17 protein-coding genes are annotated in these 17105 nt (G+C 65.8%); 10 read left to right on the plus strand and 7 right to left on the minus strand.

What is annotated here, in order from left to right:
* Window positions 1-3: 3 nt before the first annotated feature.
* Window positions 4-393, minus strand: coding sequence for a succinate dehydrogenase, cytochrome b556 subunit (sdhC, locus tag B0B01_RS04465; protein WP_076647979.1), 390 nt, complete (start codon window positions 391-393; stop codon window positions 4-6).
* Between the two features lie 241 nt (window positions 394-634).
* On the opposite strand from sdhC, the gene B0B01_RS04470 reads away from it, so the two are divergent.
* On the plus strand, window positions 635-1084 hold the full coding sequence (locus tag B0B01_RS04470) for a PACE efflux transporter (protein WP_076647982.1): 450 nt from the start codon (window positions 635-637) through the stop codon (window positions 1082-1084).
* Here B0B01_RS04470 and B0B01_RS04475 read toward each other — a convergent pair.
* Genes B0B01_RS04475 through B0B01_RS04485 form a run of 3 tightly spaced genes read right to left on the minus strand, consistent with a single transcriptional unit; the run spans window position 1060 to window position 2844 of the window.
* Window positions 1060-2091 (minus strand): MaoC family dehydratase, encoded by a 1032-nt coding sequence (locus B0B01_RS04475; RefSeq protein ID WP_076647985.1) that lies wholly within the window; start codon window positions 2089-2091, stop codon window positions 1060-1062. The genes B0B01_RS04470 and B0B01_RS04475 overlap by 25 nt on opposite strands.
* Window positions 2091-2294 (minus strand): DUF1737 domain-containing protein, encoded by a 204-nt coding sequence (locus B0B01_RS04480; RefSeq protein ID WP_076650048.1) that lies wholly within the window; start codon window positions 2292-2294, stop codon window positions 2091-2093. Before B0B01_RS04480 ends, B0B01_RS04475 begins: the two co-directional genes overlap by 1 nt.
* 4 nt (window positions 2295-2298) lie before the next feature.
* Window positions 2299-2844 (minus strand): NnrU family protein, encoded by a 546-nt coding sequence (locus B0B01_RS04485; RefSeq protein ID WP_076647988.1) that lies wholly within the window; start codon window positions 2842-2844, stop codon window positions 2299-2301.
* Between the two features lie 280 nt (window positions 2845-3124).
* Between B0B01_RS04485 and mdh the strand changes: the two genes are divergently transcribed.
* The 8 genes from mdh to lpdA all read left to right on the plus strand — a co-directional run bounded on the left by mdh (window position 3125) and on the right by lpdA (window position 13722).
* Window positions 3125-4087 (plus strand): malate dehydrogenase, encoded by a 963-nt coding sequence (gene mdh / locus B0B01_RS04490; RefSeq protein WP_076647991.1) that lies wholly within the window; start codon window positions 3125-3127, stop codon window positions 4085-4087.
* A 268-nt stretch (window positions 4088-4355) separates the two neighbouring features.
* Window positions 4356-5549 (plus strand): ADP-forming succinate--CoA ligase subunit beta, encoded by a 1194-nt coding sequence (sucC, locus tag B0B01_RS04495; protein WP_076647994.1) that lies wholly within the window; start codon window positions 4356-4358, stop codon window positions 5547-5549.
* Window positions 5546-6100, plus strand: a complete 555-nt coding sequence (locus B0B01_RS13020) for a hypothetical protein (RefSeq protein ID WP_143733012.1) — start codon at window positions 5546-5548, stop codon at window positions 6098-6100. The genes sucC and B0B01_RS13020 overlap by 4 nt, the downstream gene beginning before the upstream one ends.
* Window positions 6084-6965 (plus strand): succinate--CoA ligase subunit alpha, encoded by an 882-nt coding sequence (gene sucD / locus B0B01_RS04500; RefSeq protein ID WP_076647997.1) that lies wholly within the window; start codon window positions 6084-6086, stop codon window positions 6963-6965. Before B0B01_RS13020 ends, sucD begins: the two co-directional genes overlap by 17 nt.
* A 67-nt stretch (window positions 6966-7032) precedes the next feature.
* Window positions 7033-9996 carry a 2-oxoglutarate dehydrogenase E1 component gene (locus B0B01_RS04505; protein ID WP_076648000.1) on the plus strand — a complete coding sequence of 988 codons (2964 nt, stop codon included), beginning with the start codon at window positions 7033-7035 and terminating at the stop codon, window positions 9994-9996.
* Window position 9997: 1 nt separating this feature from the next.
* Window positions 9998-11548 carry a 2-oxoglutarate dehydrogenase complex dihydrolipoyllysine-residue succinyltransferase gene (odhB, locus tag B0B01_RS04510; RefSeq protein WP_076648004.1) on the plus strand — a complete coding sequence of 517 codons (1551 nt, stop codon included), beginning with the start codon at window positions 9998-10000 and terminating at the stop codon, window positions 11546-11548.
* Window positions 11549-11846: 298 nt separating this feature from the next.
* The gene (locus B0B01_RS04515) at window positions 11847-12242 is read left to right on the plus strand and encodes an MAPEG family protein (RefSeq protein ID WP_076650049.1); all 396 of its coding nucleotides are present in this window, start codon (window positions 11847-11849) and stop codon (window positions 12240-12242) included.
* Window positions 12243-12333: 91 nt separating this feature from the next.
* Window positions 12334-13722, plus strand: a complete 1389-nt coding sequence (lpdA, locus tag B0B01_RS04520; protein WP_076648007.1) for a dihydrolipoyl dehydrogenase — start codon at window positions 12334-12336, stop codon at window positions 13720-13722.
* A 40-nt stretch (window positions 13723-13762) separates the two neighbouring features.
* On the opposite strand, the gene B0B01_RS04525 is transcribed toward lpdA, so the two are convergent.
* From B0B01_RS04525 to B0B01_RS04535, 3 genes are read right to left on the minus strand one after another with little or no spacing between them, the layout of a single operon-like run.
* Window positions 13763-14503, minus strand: a complete 741-nt coding sequence (locus B0B01_RS04525; RefSeq protein ID WP_076648010.1) for a lysophospholipid acyltransferase family protein — start codon at window positions 14501-14503, stop codon at window positions 13763-13765.
* Entirely contained in the window at window positions 14503-15348 is an 846-nt protein-coding gene (locus tag B0B01_RS04530) for a cell division protein FtsX (protein ID WP_076650050.1), read from the minus strand. The genes B0B01_RS04525 and B0B01_RS04530 overlap by 1 nt, the downstream gene beginning before the upstream one ends.
* A 50-nt stretch (window positions 15349-15398) precedes the next feature.
* Window positions 15399-16076: a cell division ATP-binding protein FtsE gene (locus B0B01_RS04535; RefSeq protein ID WP_076648013.1), complete on the minus strand. Its 678-nt coding sequence runs from the start codon at window positions 16074-16076 to the stop codon at window positions 15399-15401.
* Window positions 16077-16243: 167 nt separating this feature from the next.
* On the opposite strand from B0B01_RS04535, the gene B0B01_RS13265 reads away from it, so the two are divergent.
* Window positions 16244-17080, plus strand: a complete 837-nt coding sequence (locus tag B0B01_RS13265) for a zinc-ribbon domain-containing protein (RefSeq protein ID WP_076648016.1) — start codon at window positions 16244-16246, stop codon at window positions 17078-17080.
* Window positions 17081-17105 lie beyond the last annotated feature (25 nt).

The raw sequence follows: 17105 nt of genomic DNA on the forward strand, positions 1-17105 counted from the left end.
TTCTCAGATCACGATAATGGTCAGGACGGTCAGCAGGACCGAACCGATCACGACCGCCCATCCCAGCCGCTCGGCGGCGCGCAATTCCATTCCGCGACCGGTATCCCAGTAGAGATGCCGCAGCCCGGCCAGGTAGTGATACCAGAGCCCCCAGGCCGTGAGCGTCATCACCACATCCCCGATGATGCCGGTCAGGATGCCGTCCGCGCGGGCAAAGGCCTCGGGCGAGGTCGCCGCCGCCAGCAGCCACCAGACGAACAGGATCGCGCTGATCCCGAGCGCATTGCCGGTGATCCGCGTCACGATCGAGGAGAACGACGTCATCTGGATCCGGTAGGCGCTGCCGAGCATGAACGGCGAGAGCGGGCGTTCAACCCTTTTGGCTTCGGACATTGAAAGCTCCTTTCGCTGGGATTGACCCCGGGTTAAGCATTTTTCCGGGCCCTGTCACGCAGGATCCGGCGCCCGGGGCGCGGCCGATCAGCGCTCTGTTCCGGGCGGGCCGGCGCGCAGCGCACTTGCCCTGCGTGCCCTTGACGTCTAGCTGATGAAAGGCACGAACCGGGGACCAGGGCGGCGCGAACCGCCCGTGTATCGCCCCGGCGCACGGACCGAAAACGGGAGGGAGACCGTCATGCGCACCACCAGAGACCGCATTCGCCATGCCATCCTCTTCGAGGTGATCGGGCTTTTCGCCTTCACCCTCTTCGGCATGGTGGTCTTTGGCCATTCGGTCGATGAAATGGGCGTGCTCGCCATCGTAGGGGCCACCATGGCCATGGCGTGGAACTATCTTTACAATCTTGCCTTCGATCATGCCAAGCTGCGCCTCACCGGTACGGTTGCCAAGACGGTCCGGGTCCGCGTGCTGCATGCGATCCTGTTCGAACTCAGCCTCATGCTGGTGCTGCTTCCCTTCATCATGTGGTATCTCGGCCTCGGCCCGATCGAGGCGATCGTGCTCGACGCGGGCTATGCGATGTTCTTTGTCTGCTATGCCTTCGTCTTCAACTGGGGCTATGACATCGTCTTTCCGATTCCCGGCCAGCGCAAACGCGGTCAGAGCGGGATCAACGCCCAGTAATCGAGATCGAGCAGCACCTCGGGCAGGTATTTCCCGTTCTCGCCGCGCAGGCGGAACGGCGCGCCCCCCTTGGTCGCCACCAGCCGCAGGCGCAGCGCCCCGACGCCCGGCGCCGCGGTCTCGGCCTTGTCGAGCACCTCGGACCAGGCCCGGATCGTGTCGCCCGCGAAGCAGGGGTTCGCATGGGCGCCCCCGTTCAGCGCCACCACCACCTGCGCATTGGCCAGCCCGTTGAACGACAGCGCCCGCGCCATGCTGATGACATGGCCGCCATAGATCAGCCGGCGGCCGTCCTCGCGCTGGGTGGCGTCGAAATGCACCTTGGCGGTGTTCTGCCAGAGGCGGGTCGCCAGCATGTGCTCGGCCTCTTCCACCGTGACCCCGTCCACATGGTCGATGGTCTCGCCGATCTCGTAATCGCCGAACCGGTGCGGCTCGCCGGCCAGCGCAAAGTCATAGCCGGAGAAATCGAGCCCCTCGGGGATCACGAGCTGATCGGGAGTGACGGCCTCCTGAAGGTCCGGGATCACGGGCTCGGGCGCGGGGCGTTCGAGGTCGCGCTTGCGCACCATGGCCCAGCGCACATATTCGATCACCACGTCGTCGTGCTGGTTGAACCCTCTCGTGCGCACCCAGACCACGCCGGATTTCCCGTTCGAGTTCTGCTTGAGGCCGATCACCTCGGATTCCGACCGCAGCGTGTCGCCGGGCCAGACCGGGCGCAGCCAGTGCCCCTCGGCATAGCCGAGATTGGCCAGCGCATTCAGCGAAATATCCGGCACCGTCTTGCCGAACACCACGTGAAAGGCCGCGATGTCGTCGAGCGGGCTGGCCGGCAACCCGCAGGACTGCGCAAAGGCATCCGAAGACGCAAGCGCATGGCGCGCCGGATAAAGCGCGTGATAAAGCGCCCGCTCGCCCCCCGATACGGTGCGCGGCACCGCGTGGACGATCACTTCGCCCAGCGTGTAATCCTCGAAGAAACGGCCCGGATTGGTTTTTGCCATCACTGTTCCCCCAGCTTCATGTCGGGGCTGTAGCTGCCCGCGATTTCCTTAGTCACCGCCTGACCGCAGCGCATCACGCCGGCCCCGGCATCATAGGCATAGGCGGGACTGCCGTGCAGGTCCCAGCCCTTGCTCAGCGCATCGCTGACCTTGTGGCAGAAAGCCGAGGTGTCTTCGGCGCTCAGGAAACGGTAGATTTTCATGGTGTCATCCGAACGGGTCATAACCAAGCCAGCCATGCAGCCAGGCGATCAGGGCATAGACGACGAGCGTCGCGATCACGGCGGCGATCTCGCGGTGGCGCGGCGCGGGCGGAAGAACGTTGCGCGGTCCGGCACGGTTGATCACGATCACCGACACCACGGCCCAGGCCAGCAGCCCGCCGAACAGGACGAAGGACGGCAGATCGCCGTTCACCAGCAGATGCGCAACCGCCCATGTCTTGACCGCCGTCAGCTGCGGATGGCGGATCACCCGCGCGAGTCCGGTGCGCAGATGGCTCACCGCGAACAGATAAACCGCGAAAAGCATCAAAAGGTCGGCGATGCCGGTGGTGGCCGGGTGGCGCCCCCAGTAGATCGTGCCGGGATCGGCGGCGCGGTAGCCGATCACCATCAGTACCAGCCCGGCCAGCACCCCGAGCGCGACCAGCCCCTTGCCCGGCATCCCGAGCGCCTGGCGCTGCCGGGGCAGTATCCGCCCGAACAGATGCGCGCCGCTCCAGAGCAGAAGACCAAGGATCAGATACAGCATATCGTCACATTCTCCGGTAAGGAGCCTCCAAATCCTCGCCACCCGTCGCCGCCGCCCCAGATGCGGCCGGTGTGGTCGCTGCGGGTCCGGGACATTCGCAACAAACCCGGCCGCGGCCCGATCAATCGGCGCGGCGCCGACATGATCTTGCCCTGCAAAGGCCATTTCTGGCAGAAAAGTTCAAGCGGAAAAGCCTGCAGGCCCCTTTGGGCCGCCCTTGCAAGGCTGCCCGGCGCACACTACGCATGAGAAACAGTTTCACCGGATCGGAGACCAACCCATGGCCAGACCCAGGATCGCGCTGATCGGCGCCGGCCAGATCGGCGGCACGCTCGCCCATCTCGCCGCCATGAAGGAACTCGGCGATGTCGTACTGTTCGACATTGCCGAAGGCACCCCCGAGGGCAAGGCGCTCGACATCGCCGAGAGCGGCCCCGTCGCCGGGTTCGACGCGGCGCTCAAGGGCACGCAATCCTATGCCGACATCGCGGGCGCGGATGTCTGCATCGTCACCGCCGGCGTTCCCCGCAAGCCGGGCATGAGCCGCGACGACCTGCTGGGCATCAACCTCAAGGTCATGAAGGCGGTGGGCGAAGGTATCCGCGACCATGCGCCCGATGCCTTCGTGATCTGCATCACCAATCCGCTCGACGCCATGGTCTGGGCGCTGCGCGAGTTTTCCGGCCTGCCGCATGAAAAGGTCTGCGGCATGGCCGGGGTGCTGGATTCGGCGCGGTTCCGCCATTTTCTCAGCCTCGAATTCGGCGTCTCCATGCGTGACGTCTCGGCTTTCGTGCTGGGCGGGCATGGCGACACGATGGTGCCGCTCGTGCGCTATTCGACGGTTGCGGGGATTCCGCTTCCCGATCTGGTGGAGATGGGCTGGACCACGCAGGACCGCCTTGATCACATCGTTCAGCGCACCCGCGACGGCGGCGCCGAGATCGTCGGCCTGCTCAAGACCGGCAGTGCGTTCTACGCTCCGGCGACCTCGGCGATCGAGATGGCCGAAGCCTATCTCAAGGATCAGAAGCGCGTCCTGCCCTGCGCCGCCTGGGTGGACGGGGCGCTCGGCCTCGACGGGCTTTACGTGGGCGTGCCGACCGTGATCGGCAGCAAGGGGATCGAGCGCGTCGTCGAAATCCGCATGGCGGGCGAGGAACAGGCGATGTTCGACCAGTCGGTCGAAGCGGTCCGAAGCCTGGTCGCGGCCTGCCGCGAGATCGACCCCACGCTGGCCTGAGGGCTGCGCGGGGGAATCACCGGCGATCCGGCGGGAAATCCGTCAGGAAACCCGACCGGCAACAGGGGCGCGCTGCGGTGCGCCCTTTTCGTTGCTGCATTGCAGCAACAGTCGATGCCAATTTGTGATCACAGCATGAAACTGCGTGATCACAAATCCCGCGTTATCGGCTGCAATCCGTCGATCCGCGAAGTTTCCGTTTAACTTGCCCTGTGGCGGGCCATATATTCCGGTCTGGCAGGTTGAACGACAGGCGGAGCGCGGCAGGATGAACATTCACGAATATCAGGCAAAGGCGCTGCTGCGCAGTTTCGGGGTGCCGGCGCCTGCCGGACGGGTGGTGCTGCGGGCCGAGGACGCCAAGGCCGCGGCGAGCGAGATCGACGGCCCCCTCTGGGTGGTCAAGGCGCAGATCCACGCCGGCGGACGCGGCAAGGGCCGCTTCAAGGAGACCGACGCAGGCGAAAAGGGCGGCGTGCGCCTGGCAAGCTCGGTGAGCGAAGCCGCCGCCGAAACGCGCCGGATGCTCGGGCGCACTCTTGTCACCCGGCAGACCGGAGAGGCCGGAAAGCGCGTGCACCGGGTCTATATCGAGGAAGGCAGCCGTGCCGAGCGCGAATTTTACCTTGCGCTGCTGGTCGACCGGCAAAGCAGCCGCATTTCCTTTGTCTGCTCGACCGAGGGCGGCACCGACATCGAGGAGGTCGCCGCAACCACGCCGGAAAAGATCCTCACCTTCGCCGTCAATCCGGTGACCGGCTACCAGCCCTTCCACGGCCGCCGCATCGCCCGCGCGCTTGACCTTTCGGGCAAGCAGGTCAAGCAATGCGTCACGCTGATGGACCAGCTTTACCGCGCCTTCATCGCCAAGGACATGGAACTTCTGGAGATCAACCCGCTGATCGTCACCGAAGCGGGCGACCTGCGCGTGCTCGACGCCAAGATCGGTTTCGACGACAACGCGCTTTACCGGCACGGCGACATCGTGGACCTGCGCGACGAGACCGAGGAAGACCCCAAGGAACTCGAAGCCGGCAAATACGACCTGAACTATATCGCGCTCGACGGCGAGATCGGTTGCATGGTGAACGGCGCCGGGCTGGCCATGGCGACCATGGACATCATCCAGCTTTGCGGTGCGAAGCCGGCGAATTTCCTGGACGTGGGGGGCGGCGCGACGAAGGAAAAGGTCGCCGCCGCCTTCAAGATCATCACCTCGGATCCCAACGTGAAGGGCATTCTCGTCAATATCTTCGGCGGCATCATGCGCTGCGACGTGATTGCCGAAGGGGTCGTTTCGGCGGTGCGCGAAGTCGGGCTCAAGGTGCCGCTCGTGGTGCGGCTCGAGGGCACCAATGTCGAGAAGGGCAAGGAAATCATCAACAGCTCCGGCCTCGATGTGATCGCCGCGACCGACCTGCGGGACGGGGCGGAAAAGATCGTCGCGGCGGTGAAGGCATGATGCAACAACTTGCTCAAGGTGATATCGTGGCGCATCGGTTTGGATTTAATGACTTGATGTCGGCCGAAGATGCTCGCCGTGCAGCTATTCAGCACGGAATCTCTATCATAGGAATCCACGGTGCAATATGGCCCGCACAAGATCAGGGCTTTTGCGAGATGATATGTAAAAGACTTATAGATGAGTTAGTTGCATTCTCAATTTATGCACGCCGATTCATGGAAATCAGCAACGAAAAAGTTGAAATTTCTGGTTCTCTACACAAGCCTAAACCGAATGTATCCGCGTATGAATTTGAAACCGACCTTTGGAAAGCCTTAAATCTAATCTTGCACTCTCGCTATCTCCAAGCGCTGATGTTTGATGCGGATCCAGCAACCAGATTTTCAAACCTCGGTGACCGATATATTTCATTCGTTGAAGTGCGCTCAGATAAAGAGCCGGAAAAGCTCAGCTATATCTGCCCAACGGGCCTAGTTGTAGCTTTCTTTTCCACCGACAGACACTTCCCCACTATTGGCGTAGGAGAAGCTGATGGCCATTCTCGTTGACAGCAACACCCGCGTGATCTGCCAAGGGCTGACCGGCTCGCAGGGGACGTTTCACACCGAACAGGCGATCGCCTATGGCACGCGGATGGTCGGGGGCGTAACGCCGGGAAAGGGCGGCAGCGAACATCTGGGCCTGCCGGTGTTCGAATCGGTGCACGAAGCGCGCGAGGCGACCGGGGCGGATGCCACCGTGATCTATGTGCCCCCGCCCTTTGCCGCGGATTCGATCCTCGAGGCGATCGACGCCGAGATCCCGCTCATCGTCTGCATCACCGAAGGCATTCCCGTGCTCGAGATGATGAAGGTGAAGGGCGCGCTCGCCACCGGAAAATCGCGTCTGATCGGCCCGAACTGTCCCGGTGTCATCACCCCCGAGGCCTGCAAGATCGGCATCATGCCGGGCTCGATCTTCCGGCGCGGATCGGTCGGGGTCGTGTCGCGCTCGGGCACGCTGACCTATGAGGGCGTCAAGCAGACCAGCGAGGCCGGGCTTGGCCAGTCCACGGCGGTCGGCATCGGCGGCGATCCGATCAAGGGGATGGAACATATCGACGTGCTGGAAATGCTGCTGGCCGATGACGAGACGAAAAGCATCCTCATGATCGGCGAGATCGGCGGCACGGCCGAGGAAGACGCGGCGCAGTTTCTGGCCGACGAACGCCGGCGCGGCCGCTGGAAGCCGACCGCCGCCTTCATCGCCGGACGAACCGCGCCGCCGGGCCGGCGCATGGGGCACGCGGGCGCCATCGTCTCGGGCGGACAGGGCAGCGCGGAGGCCAAGATCGAGGCGCTGAAATCCGCCGGCATCACCATCGCCGACAGCCCCGCCGGGCTTGGCGAGGCGATGCTCGAGGCGATCGGATGATGCGTCCCCGTCCCCTTTCCGTCCTCCAGCGCTCCCGTTCCGGTCCCATTTTCCGCGAGGTAGCGAGATGACCGACCAGTCCCCCAACAACGACCAGTTCCGCGCTTCATCCTTCATGCAGGGGCAGAATGCCGAATATCTTGAACGGCTCTATGCCCGCTATGCCGGCAACCCCGAGACGGTCGACGAGAACTGGGCCGCGTTCTTCCGCAGCCTCGGCGACAGCGAACGGCAGATCCGGCGCGAGGCCGCCGGGCCCTCCTGGGCGCGGCGCGACTGGCCGCCGCTTCCCGACGACGAACTGACCGCCGCCCTGACCGGCAACTGGCCGGCGGACGAGGCCCACGCGGTGGCCGAGGTGATTGCCGACAAGGCCGACACCGCGGGGGTCGCGCTCGACGCGGAGGATGTGAAACGCGCCGTTCTCGACAGTGTGCGCGCGCTCATGCTGATCCGTGCCTACCGGATCCGCGGACATCTGATCGCCGATCTCGATCCCCTGCAGATGCGCGACGAATCGCATCACCCGGAGCTGGACCCGAAAAGCTATGGCTTTACCGAGGCCGACATGGATCGGCCGATCTTCATCGACAATGTGCTCGGGCTGGAATTCGCCTCGCTGCGCGAGATCATGGAGATCGTCAAGCGCACCTATTGCGGCACGTTCGCGCTCCAGTTCATGCATATTTCCGACCCCGATCAGGTCGCCTGGCTGAAGGAGCGCATCGAGGGCTACGGCAAGGAAATCCAGTTCACCCGCGAGGGGCGCCGCGCGATCCTGAACAAGCTCGTGCAGGCCGAGGGGCTGGAGAAGTTCCTTCATGTCAAATACATGGGCACCAAGCGCTTCGGGCTCGACGGGGGCGAGGCGCTGATTCCGGCGCTGGAACAGATCATCAAGCGCGGCGGTGCGCTCGGCGTCACCGACATGGTGATCGGCATGCCGCACCGCGGCCGGCTGGCGGTGCTCGCCACCGTGATGAACAAACCCTATCGTGCGATCTTCAACGAATTCCAGGGCGGGAGCTTCAAGCCCGACGACGTGGAGGGCTCGGGCGATGTGAAATATCACCTGGGCTCGAGCTCCGACCGTGAATTCGACGGCAACGTGGTTCACCTTTCGCTCACCGCGAACCCGAGCCACCTCGAAGCGGTGAACCCGGTCGTCCTGGGCAAGGCCCGCGCCAAGCAGGACCAGAACCACGACAGCGATCGCACCACGGTGCTGCCGGTGCTGCTGCACGGCGACGCGGCCTTTGCCGGACAAGGAGTCGTCGCCGAATGTTTCCAGCTTTCGGGGATCCGCGGCCACCGCACCGGGGGCACCATCCATATCGTGGTGAACAACCAGATCGGCTTTACCACCACGCCCCATCTCAGCCGCACCTCGCCCTATCCGACCGACATCGCACTGATGGTCGAGGCGCCGATCTTTCACGTGAACGGCGACGATCCCGAAGCCGTGGTCCACGCCGCCCGCGTCGCCATCGAATTTCGCCAGAAATTCAACAAGGACGTGGTCATCGACATGTTCTGCTATCGTCGCTTCGGCCATAACGAGGGCGACGAGCCAATGTTCACGAACCCCCTGATGTACAAGAACATCAAGTCCCACAAGACCACGCTCAGCCTTTACACGGAACGGCTGGTGGCCGACGGGCTGATCCCCGAGGGCGAGATCGAGGACATGAAGGCCGCGTTTCAAGCGCATCTGAACGACGAGTTCGAGGCCGGCCGGAACTATCGCCCGAACAAGGCCGACTGGCTCGACGGGCGCTGGTCGCATATCGGCTGGCAGGCCGACGAAGACCACGCCCGGGGCGAAACCGCGATCCGCCCCGAGACGTTTCAGGAAATCGGCGAGGCCCTGACCCGCGTCCCCGAGGGCTTTCCGCTTCATCATACGGTCGAACGTCTGCTGAAGGCCAAGCGCGCGATGTTCGAGACCGGCGAAGGCTTCGACTGGGCGACCGGAGAGGCGCTTGCCTTCGGCAGCCTGCTGACCGAGGGTTTTCCCGTGCGCCTGTCGGGTCAGGACAGCACGCGCGGAACCTTCAGCCAGCGCCATTCCGCCTTTGTCGATCAGGAAACCGAAGAACGTTACCACCCGCTCAACAATATCCGCCCCGGACAGGCCCATTTCGAGGTGATCGATTCGATGCTGTCGGAATATGCGGTGCTCGGTTTCGAATACGGCTATTCGCTGGCCGAACCCAATGCGCTCACGCTCTGGGAGGCGCAGTTCGGCGATTTCGCCAATGGCGGGCAGATCATGTTCGACCAGTTCATCTCGGCCGGCGAGAGCAAATGGCTGCGCATGTCGGGTCTCGTCTGCCTGCTCCCGCATGGCTACGAGGGCCAGGGGCCGGAACATTCGAGCGCGCGGCTCGAACGGTTCCTGCAACTCTGCGGGCAGGACAACTGGATCGTCGCCAACTGCACCACTCCGGCGAACTATTTCCATATCCTGCGCCGCCAGCTGCACCGCGACTTCCGCAAGCCGCTCATGCTGATGACGCCGAAATCGCTGCTGCGTCACAAGCTGGCCGTCAGCCGCGCCGAAGAATTCACCACCGGCTCGGCCTTCTACCGGGTGCTCTGGGACGATGCGGAGCTTGGCAATTCAACGACCCGGCTCCAGCCCGACGCGCGGATCCGGCGCGTGGTGCTCTGCTCGGGCAAGGTCTATTTCGACCTGCTCGAGGAACGCGACGCGCGGGGCATCGACGACATCTATCTGCTGCGCGTCGAACAGTTCTATCCCTTCCCCGCGCTCAGCCTCGTCAAGGAACTCGACCGCTTCAAGCAGGCCGAATTCATCTGGTGCCAGGAAGAACCCAAGAACCAGGGCGGCTGGAGCTTCATCGAGCCGAACATCGAATGGGTGCTGAACCGGATCGAGGCCGACCACCGCCGCCCGCGCTATGTCGGCCGCGCCACCTCGGCTTCGCCGGCCACGGGGCTCGCGAGCCAGCACAAGGCGCAGCAGGATGCGCTTGTCGACGAGGCGCTGAGTTTTGGAGAAGACTGACATGACCACCGAAGTCCGCGTGCCCGCCCTGGGCGAATCCGTGACCGAAGCGACCATCGCCACCTGGTTCAAGAAACCGGGCGATGCGGTGGCCGTCGATGAAATGATCTGCGAGCTTGAAACCGACAAGGTAACCGTCGAGGTGCCAAGCCCGGTCGCCGGACAACTGGCCGAGATCATCGCCGCCGAGGGCCAGACGGTGGAGGTCGGCGCCTTGCTCGCGACGATCTCCGATGCCGCCGCCGATGCCCCCGCGCAGCCGGACCGGGGGAACGCAGCAGAGCCCGCACAGCCGGCCCCCGCCGCCGCCCCGCCGTCGGAGCGCGAAAACCTGACCGCCGTCACCGTGCCCGCGCTGGGCGAAAGCGTGACCGAGGCAACCGTGGCCAACTGGTTCAAGAAGGTCGGCGATGACGTGAAGCAGGATGAAATGCTCTGCGAACTCGAAACCGACAAGGTGAGCCTCGAGGTGCCCGCCCCCGCCGGCGGCGTCCTGCGCGAAATCAGCGCCGCCGAGGGCGCGACCGTCGCACCGGGCGACCGGATCGCCATGATCAGCGGCAGTGCCGACGGCATGGTCGAACCCGCGCTGCGCCCGCAGGAAAGCACCAAACCCGATCCCGCGGAAGCCGCCGCCAGCCGCCGCGACACCGAGGATTCCCCCGCCGCCCGCAAGGCCATGGCCGAGGCGGGGATTTCCCGCGATTCCGTGACCGGCAGCGGGCGCGACGGGCGCATCATGAAGGAAGACCTGGCGCGGTCCTCGCCGGCCGCGCCGGAGCCCGCGCCGCCAGCCGCGGATTCCGCGCCGCCCGCCGCCCCCGCGCGCGCGCCCTCTCCGGCCGAGGATGCGGCACGCGAGGAACGCGTGCAGATGACCCGCCTGCGCCAGACCATCGCCCGGCGCCTCAAGGAGGCGCAGAACACCGCCGCCATGCTTACCACCTACAACGAGGTGGACATGAGCGCGGTCATGGATCTGCGCGAGCAGTACAAGACCCTGTTCGAGCGCAAGCACGGGGTGCGGCTCGGCTTCATGTCGTTCTTCACCCGGGCCTGCTGCCACGCGCTGAAGGAGGTGCCCGAGGTCAATGCCGAAATCGACGGCACCGAGGTGATCTACAAGAATTTCGTGCATATGGGCATCGCCACGGGCACTCCCTCGGGGCTGGTCGTGCCGGTGATCCGCGACGCCGATTCGCTCTCCTTCGCCGAAATCGAAAAGGCGATCGCGGAAAAAAGCCTGCGCGCCCGCGACGGCAAGCTGTCCATGGGGGAACTCCAGGGCGGCACCTTCACCATCTCGAACGGCGGCGTCTATGGTTCGCTCATGTCCTCGCCGATCCTGAACCCGCCGCAATCGGGCATTCTCGGCATGCACAAGATCGAACAGCGCCCGGTGGTGGTCGGGGGCGAGATCGTGATCCGCCCGATGATGTATCTCGCGCTCAGCTACGATCACCGCATCGTCGATGGCAAGGGGGCGGTCACCTTCCTCGTGCGCGTGAAGGAGGCACTCGAGGATCCGCGCCGCCTGCTGATGGATCTGTGACCCGAAGGGGGAGGATCGCGATGCAATCGCCCGCCGAAGGACTGGCCCGCTGCCGGCAGGCGGATGCGCTCGGCATCGCCCCGCCTGCCCCGGGCAATGCACGCCAAACGCATTGCCGCGCGGCCCCGACACCGGCCTTCCGGCACCGTCCCGCCAGCGCCCCGCAACGCAAGGGGCCGCCACATGAAGGACGGTGTCGCGAGAACGTTTCCCCCATCCCCTCCACCGCGATGCCCGCCGCACCGACCACCCGGGCCGGCAGTTCCATCGCCCCGACCCGCGGAGCCCGCGCCGCATCATGACCCCCGAACTTGCTGTCCTCGCTCTTGCCGCGCTGCTCCAGATGCTGCAACTCGCGCTCTATGCGCCCGTTGTCACCCGCGATCTCGGCGCCGGCTACACCATGTCCGCCCGCGACCTGCCGCCGCCGCGGCCGGTTTCGCCGCTCGCAGGCCGGCTCAAACGCGCGCTCGACAACCATTTCGAGGGGCTCATCCTCTTCACCATCGCCTGCCTGGTCACGGTGCTTGCCGGCAAATCGACGGCCTTCACCGCCGGCTGCGCCTGGACCTACCTGGGCGCGCGCATCCTCTATATCCCCGCCTATGCCCTTGCGCTCGCACCGGCGCGCTCGATCATATGGGGCATCGGCTTCCTCGCCACCCTGCTCATGCTGCTCTCCGCCCTCGTCTGACTTCTTCTGGCGGAAATATCCCGGGGGAGTCGCGCGCCCCGCGCGACGGGGGCAGAGCCCCCTCCCCGGCCCAAAACAAGGGACAATGACCATGGCCAAATATGACGTCATCATCATCGGTTCGGGCCCCGGCGGCTATGTCTGCGCGATCCGCTGCGCGCAGCTTGGCCTCAGAACCGCCTGCGTCGAGGGGCGCGAGACGCTGGGCGGCACCTGCCTGAACGTGGGCTGCATCCCCTCCAAGGCCCTGCTTCACGCCTCGCAGATGCTGCGCGAATCCGAAACCACCTTCGCCGCCATGGGGCTCGAGGGCGCGGCGCCCGTGGTGAACTGGGAAAAGATGCTCGCTTACAAGGCCGACACCATCGCCGCCAACACCAGGGGCATCGAATTCCTGTTCAAGAAAAACGGGATCGACTGGCTGAAGGGCTGGGCCAGCATCCCCGAGCCGGGCAAGGTCAAGGTGAGCGACGAAATCCACGAGGCCGCGCATATCGTCATCGCCTCGGGGTCGGAAAGCGCCACGCTCCCCGGTATTGTCATCGACGAAAAGACCATCGTCACCTCGACCGGGGCGCTGGAACTCGGCCGCATCCCGACATCCATGGTCGTGATCGGCGCGGGGGTGATCGGGCTGGAACTCGGCAGCGTCTATTCCCGCCTCGGCAGCAAGGTCACGGTGCTCGAATATCTCGACCAGATCACCCCCGGCATGGATGGCGAGGTGCAAAAGACCTTCCAGCGCACGCTCAAGAAACAGGGGCTCTCTTTCACCCTCGGGGCGGCAGTCCAGTCGGCCGAAGCGACCGATGGCGGTGTGCGGGTCGCCTACAAGCGCCGCAAGGACGACAGCGACCACGCGATCGAGGCCGAAGTGGTGCTGGTCGCGACCGGGCGCAGGCCCTTTACCGAAGGACTCGGGCTCGAACCGCTCGGGGTCGGGCTGTCGGAGCGCGGCCAGGTTCTGGTGAACGAGCGCTGGGAAACCGCCGTGGCAGGCATTCATGCGATCGGCGACTGCATCGAGGGGCCGATGCTTGCCCACAAGGCCGAGGACGAGGGCATGGCCGTGGCCGAGGTGATCGCCGGCAAGAGCGGGCGGGTGAACTATGGCGTGATCCCCTCGGTGATCTACACTCATCCGGAGGTCGCCGCCCTGGGCGAGACCGAGGAATCGCTGAAACAGCAGGGTCGCGCCTACAAGGCCGGCAAGTTCTCCTTCATGGGCAACGGCCGCGCCAAGGCCAATTTCGCCGCCGACGGATTCGTCAAGATCCTGGCGGACAAGGACACCGACCGCATTCTCGGCGCCCATATCATCGGTCCCTCGGCGGGCGAACTGATCCACGAGATCTGCGTCGCCATGGAATTCGGCGCCTCGGCCGAGGATCTGGCGCTGACCTGTCACGCGCACCCGACCTATTCCGAAGCGGTGCGCGAGGCGGCGCTCGCCTGTGGCGACGGGGCAATCCACGCCTGACGGGATGCCGACGCGGGACACGCAAGCGCGCCCCCCTTAATCAGCCTTCGGGGGCGCGCCCGCCGCGCGCTTCCTCCAGCAGCGCATCGCTTTGCGCCTCGATGCGCTGTTCAAGGGTGGCCATGAAAGCCGCCCGCTCCATCCCCGGCGGGATCGGTTCCAGAAATTCGACCACCGCCGTTCCGGCGTGGCGCGTGATGCCCCTGCGTGGCCAGAACAGCCCGACATTGGTCGCCGCCGGCACGCAGGGCTGGCCAAGCTCGCCATAAAGCACCGCGCTGCCGCCCTTGTAGGGACGCCGTTCGCCGGGGGGCACCCGGGTGCCCTGCGGATAGATCACGAGCTGCCCCGGGTCGGCGGCGCCCCGCAGCACCTCGTCGACCATGCGGGCAAGCGCCGCGCCCCGCTTGCTGCGATCGACCGGCACGCAGCCCACCCGGCGCGCATAGAGCCCGAGAAACGGGGTCCAGAGCAGTTCCTTCTTCATGATGAATTTCGGGCGCGGCAAGGCGTCGAAGAGAATGAGAATATCAAGGAACGACTGGTGCTTGGCCGCCACCAGGACCTCGCCCTCGGGCACCTTGCCGCGAACCTCGCAGCGCAGGCCGAGCATGACCCGGGCGCTGAACAGCACCCAGCCCGAATAAAGCTTTGCCGCGCGCAGCGCGCCCGCGGATGACACCAGCGCCCAGGGCGCAAAGGCGATCCCGAGCAGCGCCATGGCAAGATACATCTGCAGGATGAACAGCAGCGAAAGGATCCAGCGCAGGCCCCGCCGCATCAGCCGAGTTCCCGCAGGCGCCGCCGGGCGGCGGACCGGGTCGCCGCCCAGGCAACCGCCCCGGCCAGCAGCGGGATCAGCAGCGGCAACAGCCAGCCCGCCCCCCGAAAGCCGAGCCCGGTCAGAAATCCGCCCTCCTCCGAGGCAGGCGGCAGCGCCAGGATCGCCAGAACCCCGAGCACCGTTCCGGCCGCTGCCCCGGCCGCCGCGCGCAGGGTAAAGCGGCGCACGAACGCCTGCGCGATATAGCCGTCCCTCGCCCCGACCAGCCGCAACACGGCGATCAGCTGCGCATTGGCCGCAAGCGCCGCGTTGGCGGCAAGCGTGATCATGGCTGCGGTCGTGCCTGTGATCAACAGGATCGACAGCCAGCCGAGCCGGCGCAGCGCCTGCGCCGCATCGACCAGCGGGCGGCGAAAGCGCGAATGATCATCAAGCACCGCTCCCGGCACCTCGGCTTCAAGCCGCAGCCGCAGCCCCTCGATGTCATAGGGCGGATCGGCGGCGATGATCTCGATCAGTCGCGGCACCGGCAGCATTTCGAGCGAGACCTCTTCCCCGAACCAGGGCGCCAGCAACTCCGCCTGCTCTTCTGCGGTCAGCGCGCGCGCCTCGGCCACGCCGGGCGTCTGGTCGAGCACGGCAAGCGCGGTGCCGACCCGCGCCCCGAGTTCCTCGGCCGGGCCGCTGATGCGCAGCGTGGCCGCCCCGGCGAGTTCCTCCCCCCAGCGGTCCGCAAGCCGCCCCGAAGCCAGCGAAAGCGCGAGCGCAAAGACCGCAAGGAACGCCATCGCCCCGGCCGCGAACACCGTGAGATGCGCGGTAAATCCGCTTGGCGGCACCATCCGCGCCGCCTGGACATCGCCGAGAACCAGCCGGCGCAGCGAGATCGTCTTCACAGGTCGGCCCCCGCAAGGTGCAGTTCACGGTTCGAGATCCTGAGCACCCGCGCCTGCACCTGGCTTTTGGCGGCGCGGATCAGCGCAAGGTCATGGGTCGCGACCAGCACCGTCTTGCCCATGCGGTTGAGTTCGATCAGCAGATGCAGCAGGCGTTGCGACATTTCCCAGTCCACGTTGCCGGTGGGTTCGTCCGCAAGGATCATGTCGGGCGACAGGATCACCGCCCGCGCCAGCGCCGCGCGCTGCCTCTCGCCCCCGGAAAGTTCGGGCGGCAGGGCGCCGGCGCGTTCGGACAGGCCGACCCACGAAATCAGTTCGTCAAGGTTCGCGCGTTCCTGCGTCATGTCGAAACCGGACACGGTAAGCGGCAGCGCGATGTTGTCGAGCAGCGGCAGATGATCGATGAAACGGCAGTCCTGGTGCACCACCCCCACACGCCGGCGCATCAGCGCCAGTTGATCGCGGTCGAGTTCGCCCATCTCGCAATCGAACAGCCGCACCTGCCCGCCGGTCGGCAGCAGCGCCCCGTAACAGAGCCGGATCAGCGTGGTCTTGCCCGCCCCCGACGGGCCGGTCAGGAAATGGAACGACCCCGGCGACAGGCGCAGGGAGACGTCGCTGAACAACTTGTCGCCACCGTAGCTGTAGGCGACATTTTCGAACTCGATCACAGGCACCCCCCGGTCACGCCGGATCTTCTTTGCCCGACACGGAATGCAGTTTCAATGGCGCCCGCATCGGTGCCGGGCGATGTTCATTGTTTCTTTGCGCTTTTTGCATAAACGCATAGGGTGACGGAAAACAGACCCGACGAGTGAACGGGAACGGATAGGGCCTGATGCGACTGATTTGCCCCAAGTGCCCGGCGCAATACGAGGTGCCGGAGGATGCGATTCCGCCCGCGGGCCGGGATGTGCAGTGCTCGAATTGCGGCCATATGTGGTTTCAGCGCCCCGCCGACGATACAGTGGAAAGCACCGCTCCCGCCACGGCCTCGACCAACACCCCCGCTCGTCCGCGACGGCCGCTCGACCGGGCGGTGGCCGATATATTGCAGGAAGAGGCGGCACTTGAAACGCGGCTGCGGCGCGCCGAGGAACAGGGCGTTCTGGAAACCCAGCCGGATCTCGGGCTCGACGCGGCGCCGCCCATGCCGGCGCGGGCGGCATCCGCTTCCGGTGACACGACCCCGGCCGCACCCGCCCCGGCCGCGCCCGAATCCGATGTCGCCGAACCCATTGCCGCCGGCCCCGCTCCCGCCGATCCCGGCCAATCCGATCCCGTCCAGCCCGATTCCGCTCGCCCCGAACCGCGTTCGGCAGAGCCGCCGGTGCCCGCGCATCGGCGCAACCTTCTGCCCGCACGCCGGCCCGCTCCGGGGCATAACCTCGTGCCCGATCAGGAAGAAGTGCGGCTCAGCCTCGGCACGCCCATCGTGCTCTATTCCGCCCCCGTGCCGCAGACGCCGGAAAAGCAGCCGGGTCACAGCGGTTTCCTGCTGGGTCTGGCGGCCGCCGTCCTGCTGGCGGCCGGGCTTTTCCTGATCTACGGTCAGGCCGGCCCGATCGCGCGGGCCCTGCCGCAGGCCGCACCGGTGCTCGACAGCTATACCACCGCCGTCAACAGCACCCGGGACTGGATCGGCGCGCTTGCCGCCGACCTTGCGCGGGACTGACCGCCCGCCGCGGATTTCCGCAATC

The organism is Pontibaca methylaminivorans (genome assembly GCF_900156525.1).
In the GTDB taxonomy this organism is placed as follows: Bacteria; Pseudomonadota; Alphaproteobacteria; order Rhodobacterales; family Rhodobacteraceae; genus Pontibaca; species Pontibaca methylaminivorans.

Coding starts and splice junctions, on each gene's coding strand:
- B0B01_RS04475 (WP_076647985.1), bottom strand. CDS start 2,091: ATGGCAAAAACCAATCCGGGCCGTTTCTTCGAGGATTACACGCTGGGC.
- B0B01_RS04525 (WP_076648010.1), bottom strand. CDS start 14,503: ATGCGGCGGGGCCTGCGCTGGATCCTTTCGCTGCTGTTCATCCTGCAG.
- B0B01_RS04485 (WP_076647988.1), bottom strand. CDS start 2,844: ATGCTGTATCTGATCCTTGGTCTTCTGCTCTGGAGCGGCGCGCATCTG.
- B0B01_RS04505 (WP_076648000.1), top strand. CDS start 7,033: ATGACCGACCAGTCCCCCAACAACGACCAGTTCCGCGCTTCATCCTTC.
- odhB (WP_076648004.1), top strand. CDS start 9,998: ATGACCACCGAAGTCCGCGTGCCCGCCCTGGGCGAATCCGTGACCGAA.
- B0B01_RS04515 (WP_076650049.1), top strand. CDS start 11,847: ATGACCCCCGAACTTGCTGTCCTCGCTCTTGCCGCGCTGCTCCAGATG.
- B0B01_RS04470 (WP_076647982.1), top strand. CDS start 635: ATGCGCACCACCAGAGACCGCATTCGCCATGCCATCCTCTTCGAGGTG.
- sucD (WP_076647997.1), top strand. CDS start 6,084: ATGGCCATTCTCGTTGACAGCAACACCCGCGTGATCTGCCAAGGGCTG.
- B0B01_RS13265 (WP_076648016.1), top strand. CDS start 16,244: ATGCGACTGATTTGCCCCAAGTGCCCGGCGCAATACGAGGTGCCGGAG.
- lpdA (WP_076648007.1), top strand. CDS start 12,334: ATGGCCAAATATGACGTCATCATCATCGGTTCGGGCCCCGGCGGCTAT.
- B0B01_RS13020 (WP_143733012.1), top strand. CDS start 5,546: ATGATGCAACAACTTGCTCAAGGTGATATCGTGGCGCATCGGTTTGGA.
- sdhC (WP_076647979.1), bottom strand. CDS start 393: ATGTCCGAAGCCAAAAGGGTTGAACGCCCGCTCTCGCCGTTCATGCTC.
- B0B01_RS04530 (WP_076650050.1), bottom strand. CDS start 15,348: ATGGTGCCGCCAAGCGGATTTACCGCGCATCTCACGGTGTTCGCGGCC.
- mdh (WP_076647991.1), top strand. CDS start 3,125: ATGGCCAGACCCAGGATCGCGCTGATCGGCGCCGGCCAGATCGGCGGC.
- sucC (WP_076647994.1), top strand. CDS start 4,356: ATGAACATTCACGAATATCAGGCAAAGGCGCTGCTGCGCAGTTTCGGG.
- B0B01_RS04480 (WP_076650048.1), bottom strand. CDS start 2,294: ATGAAAATCTACCGTTTCCTGAGCGCCGAAGACACCTCGGCTTTCTGC.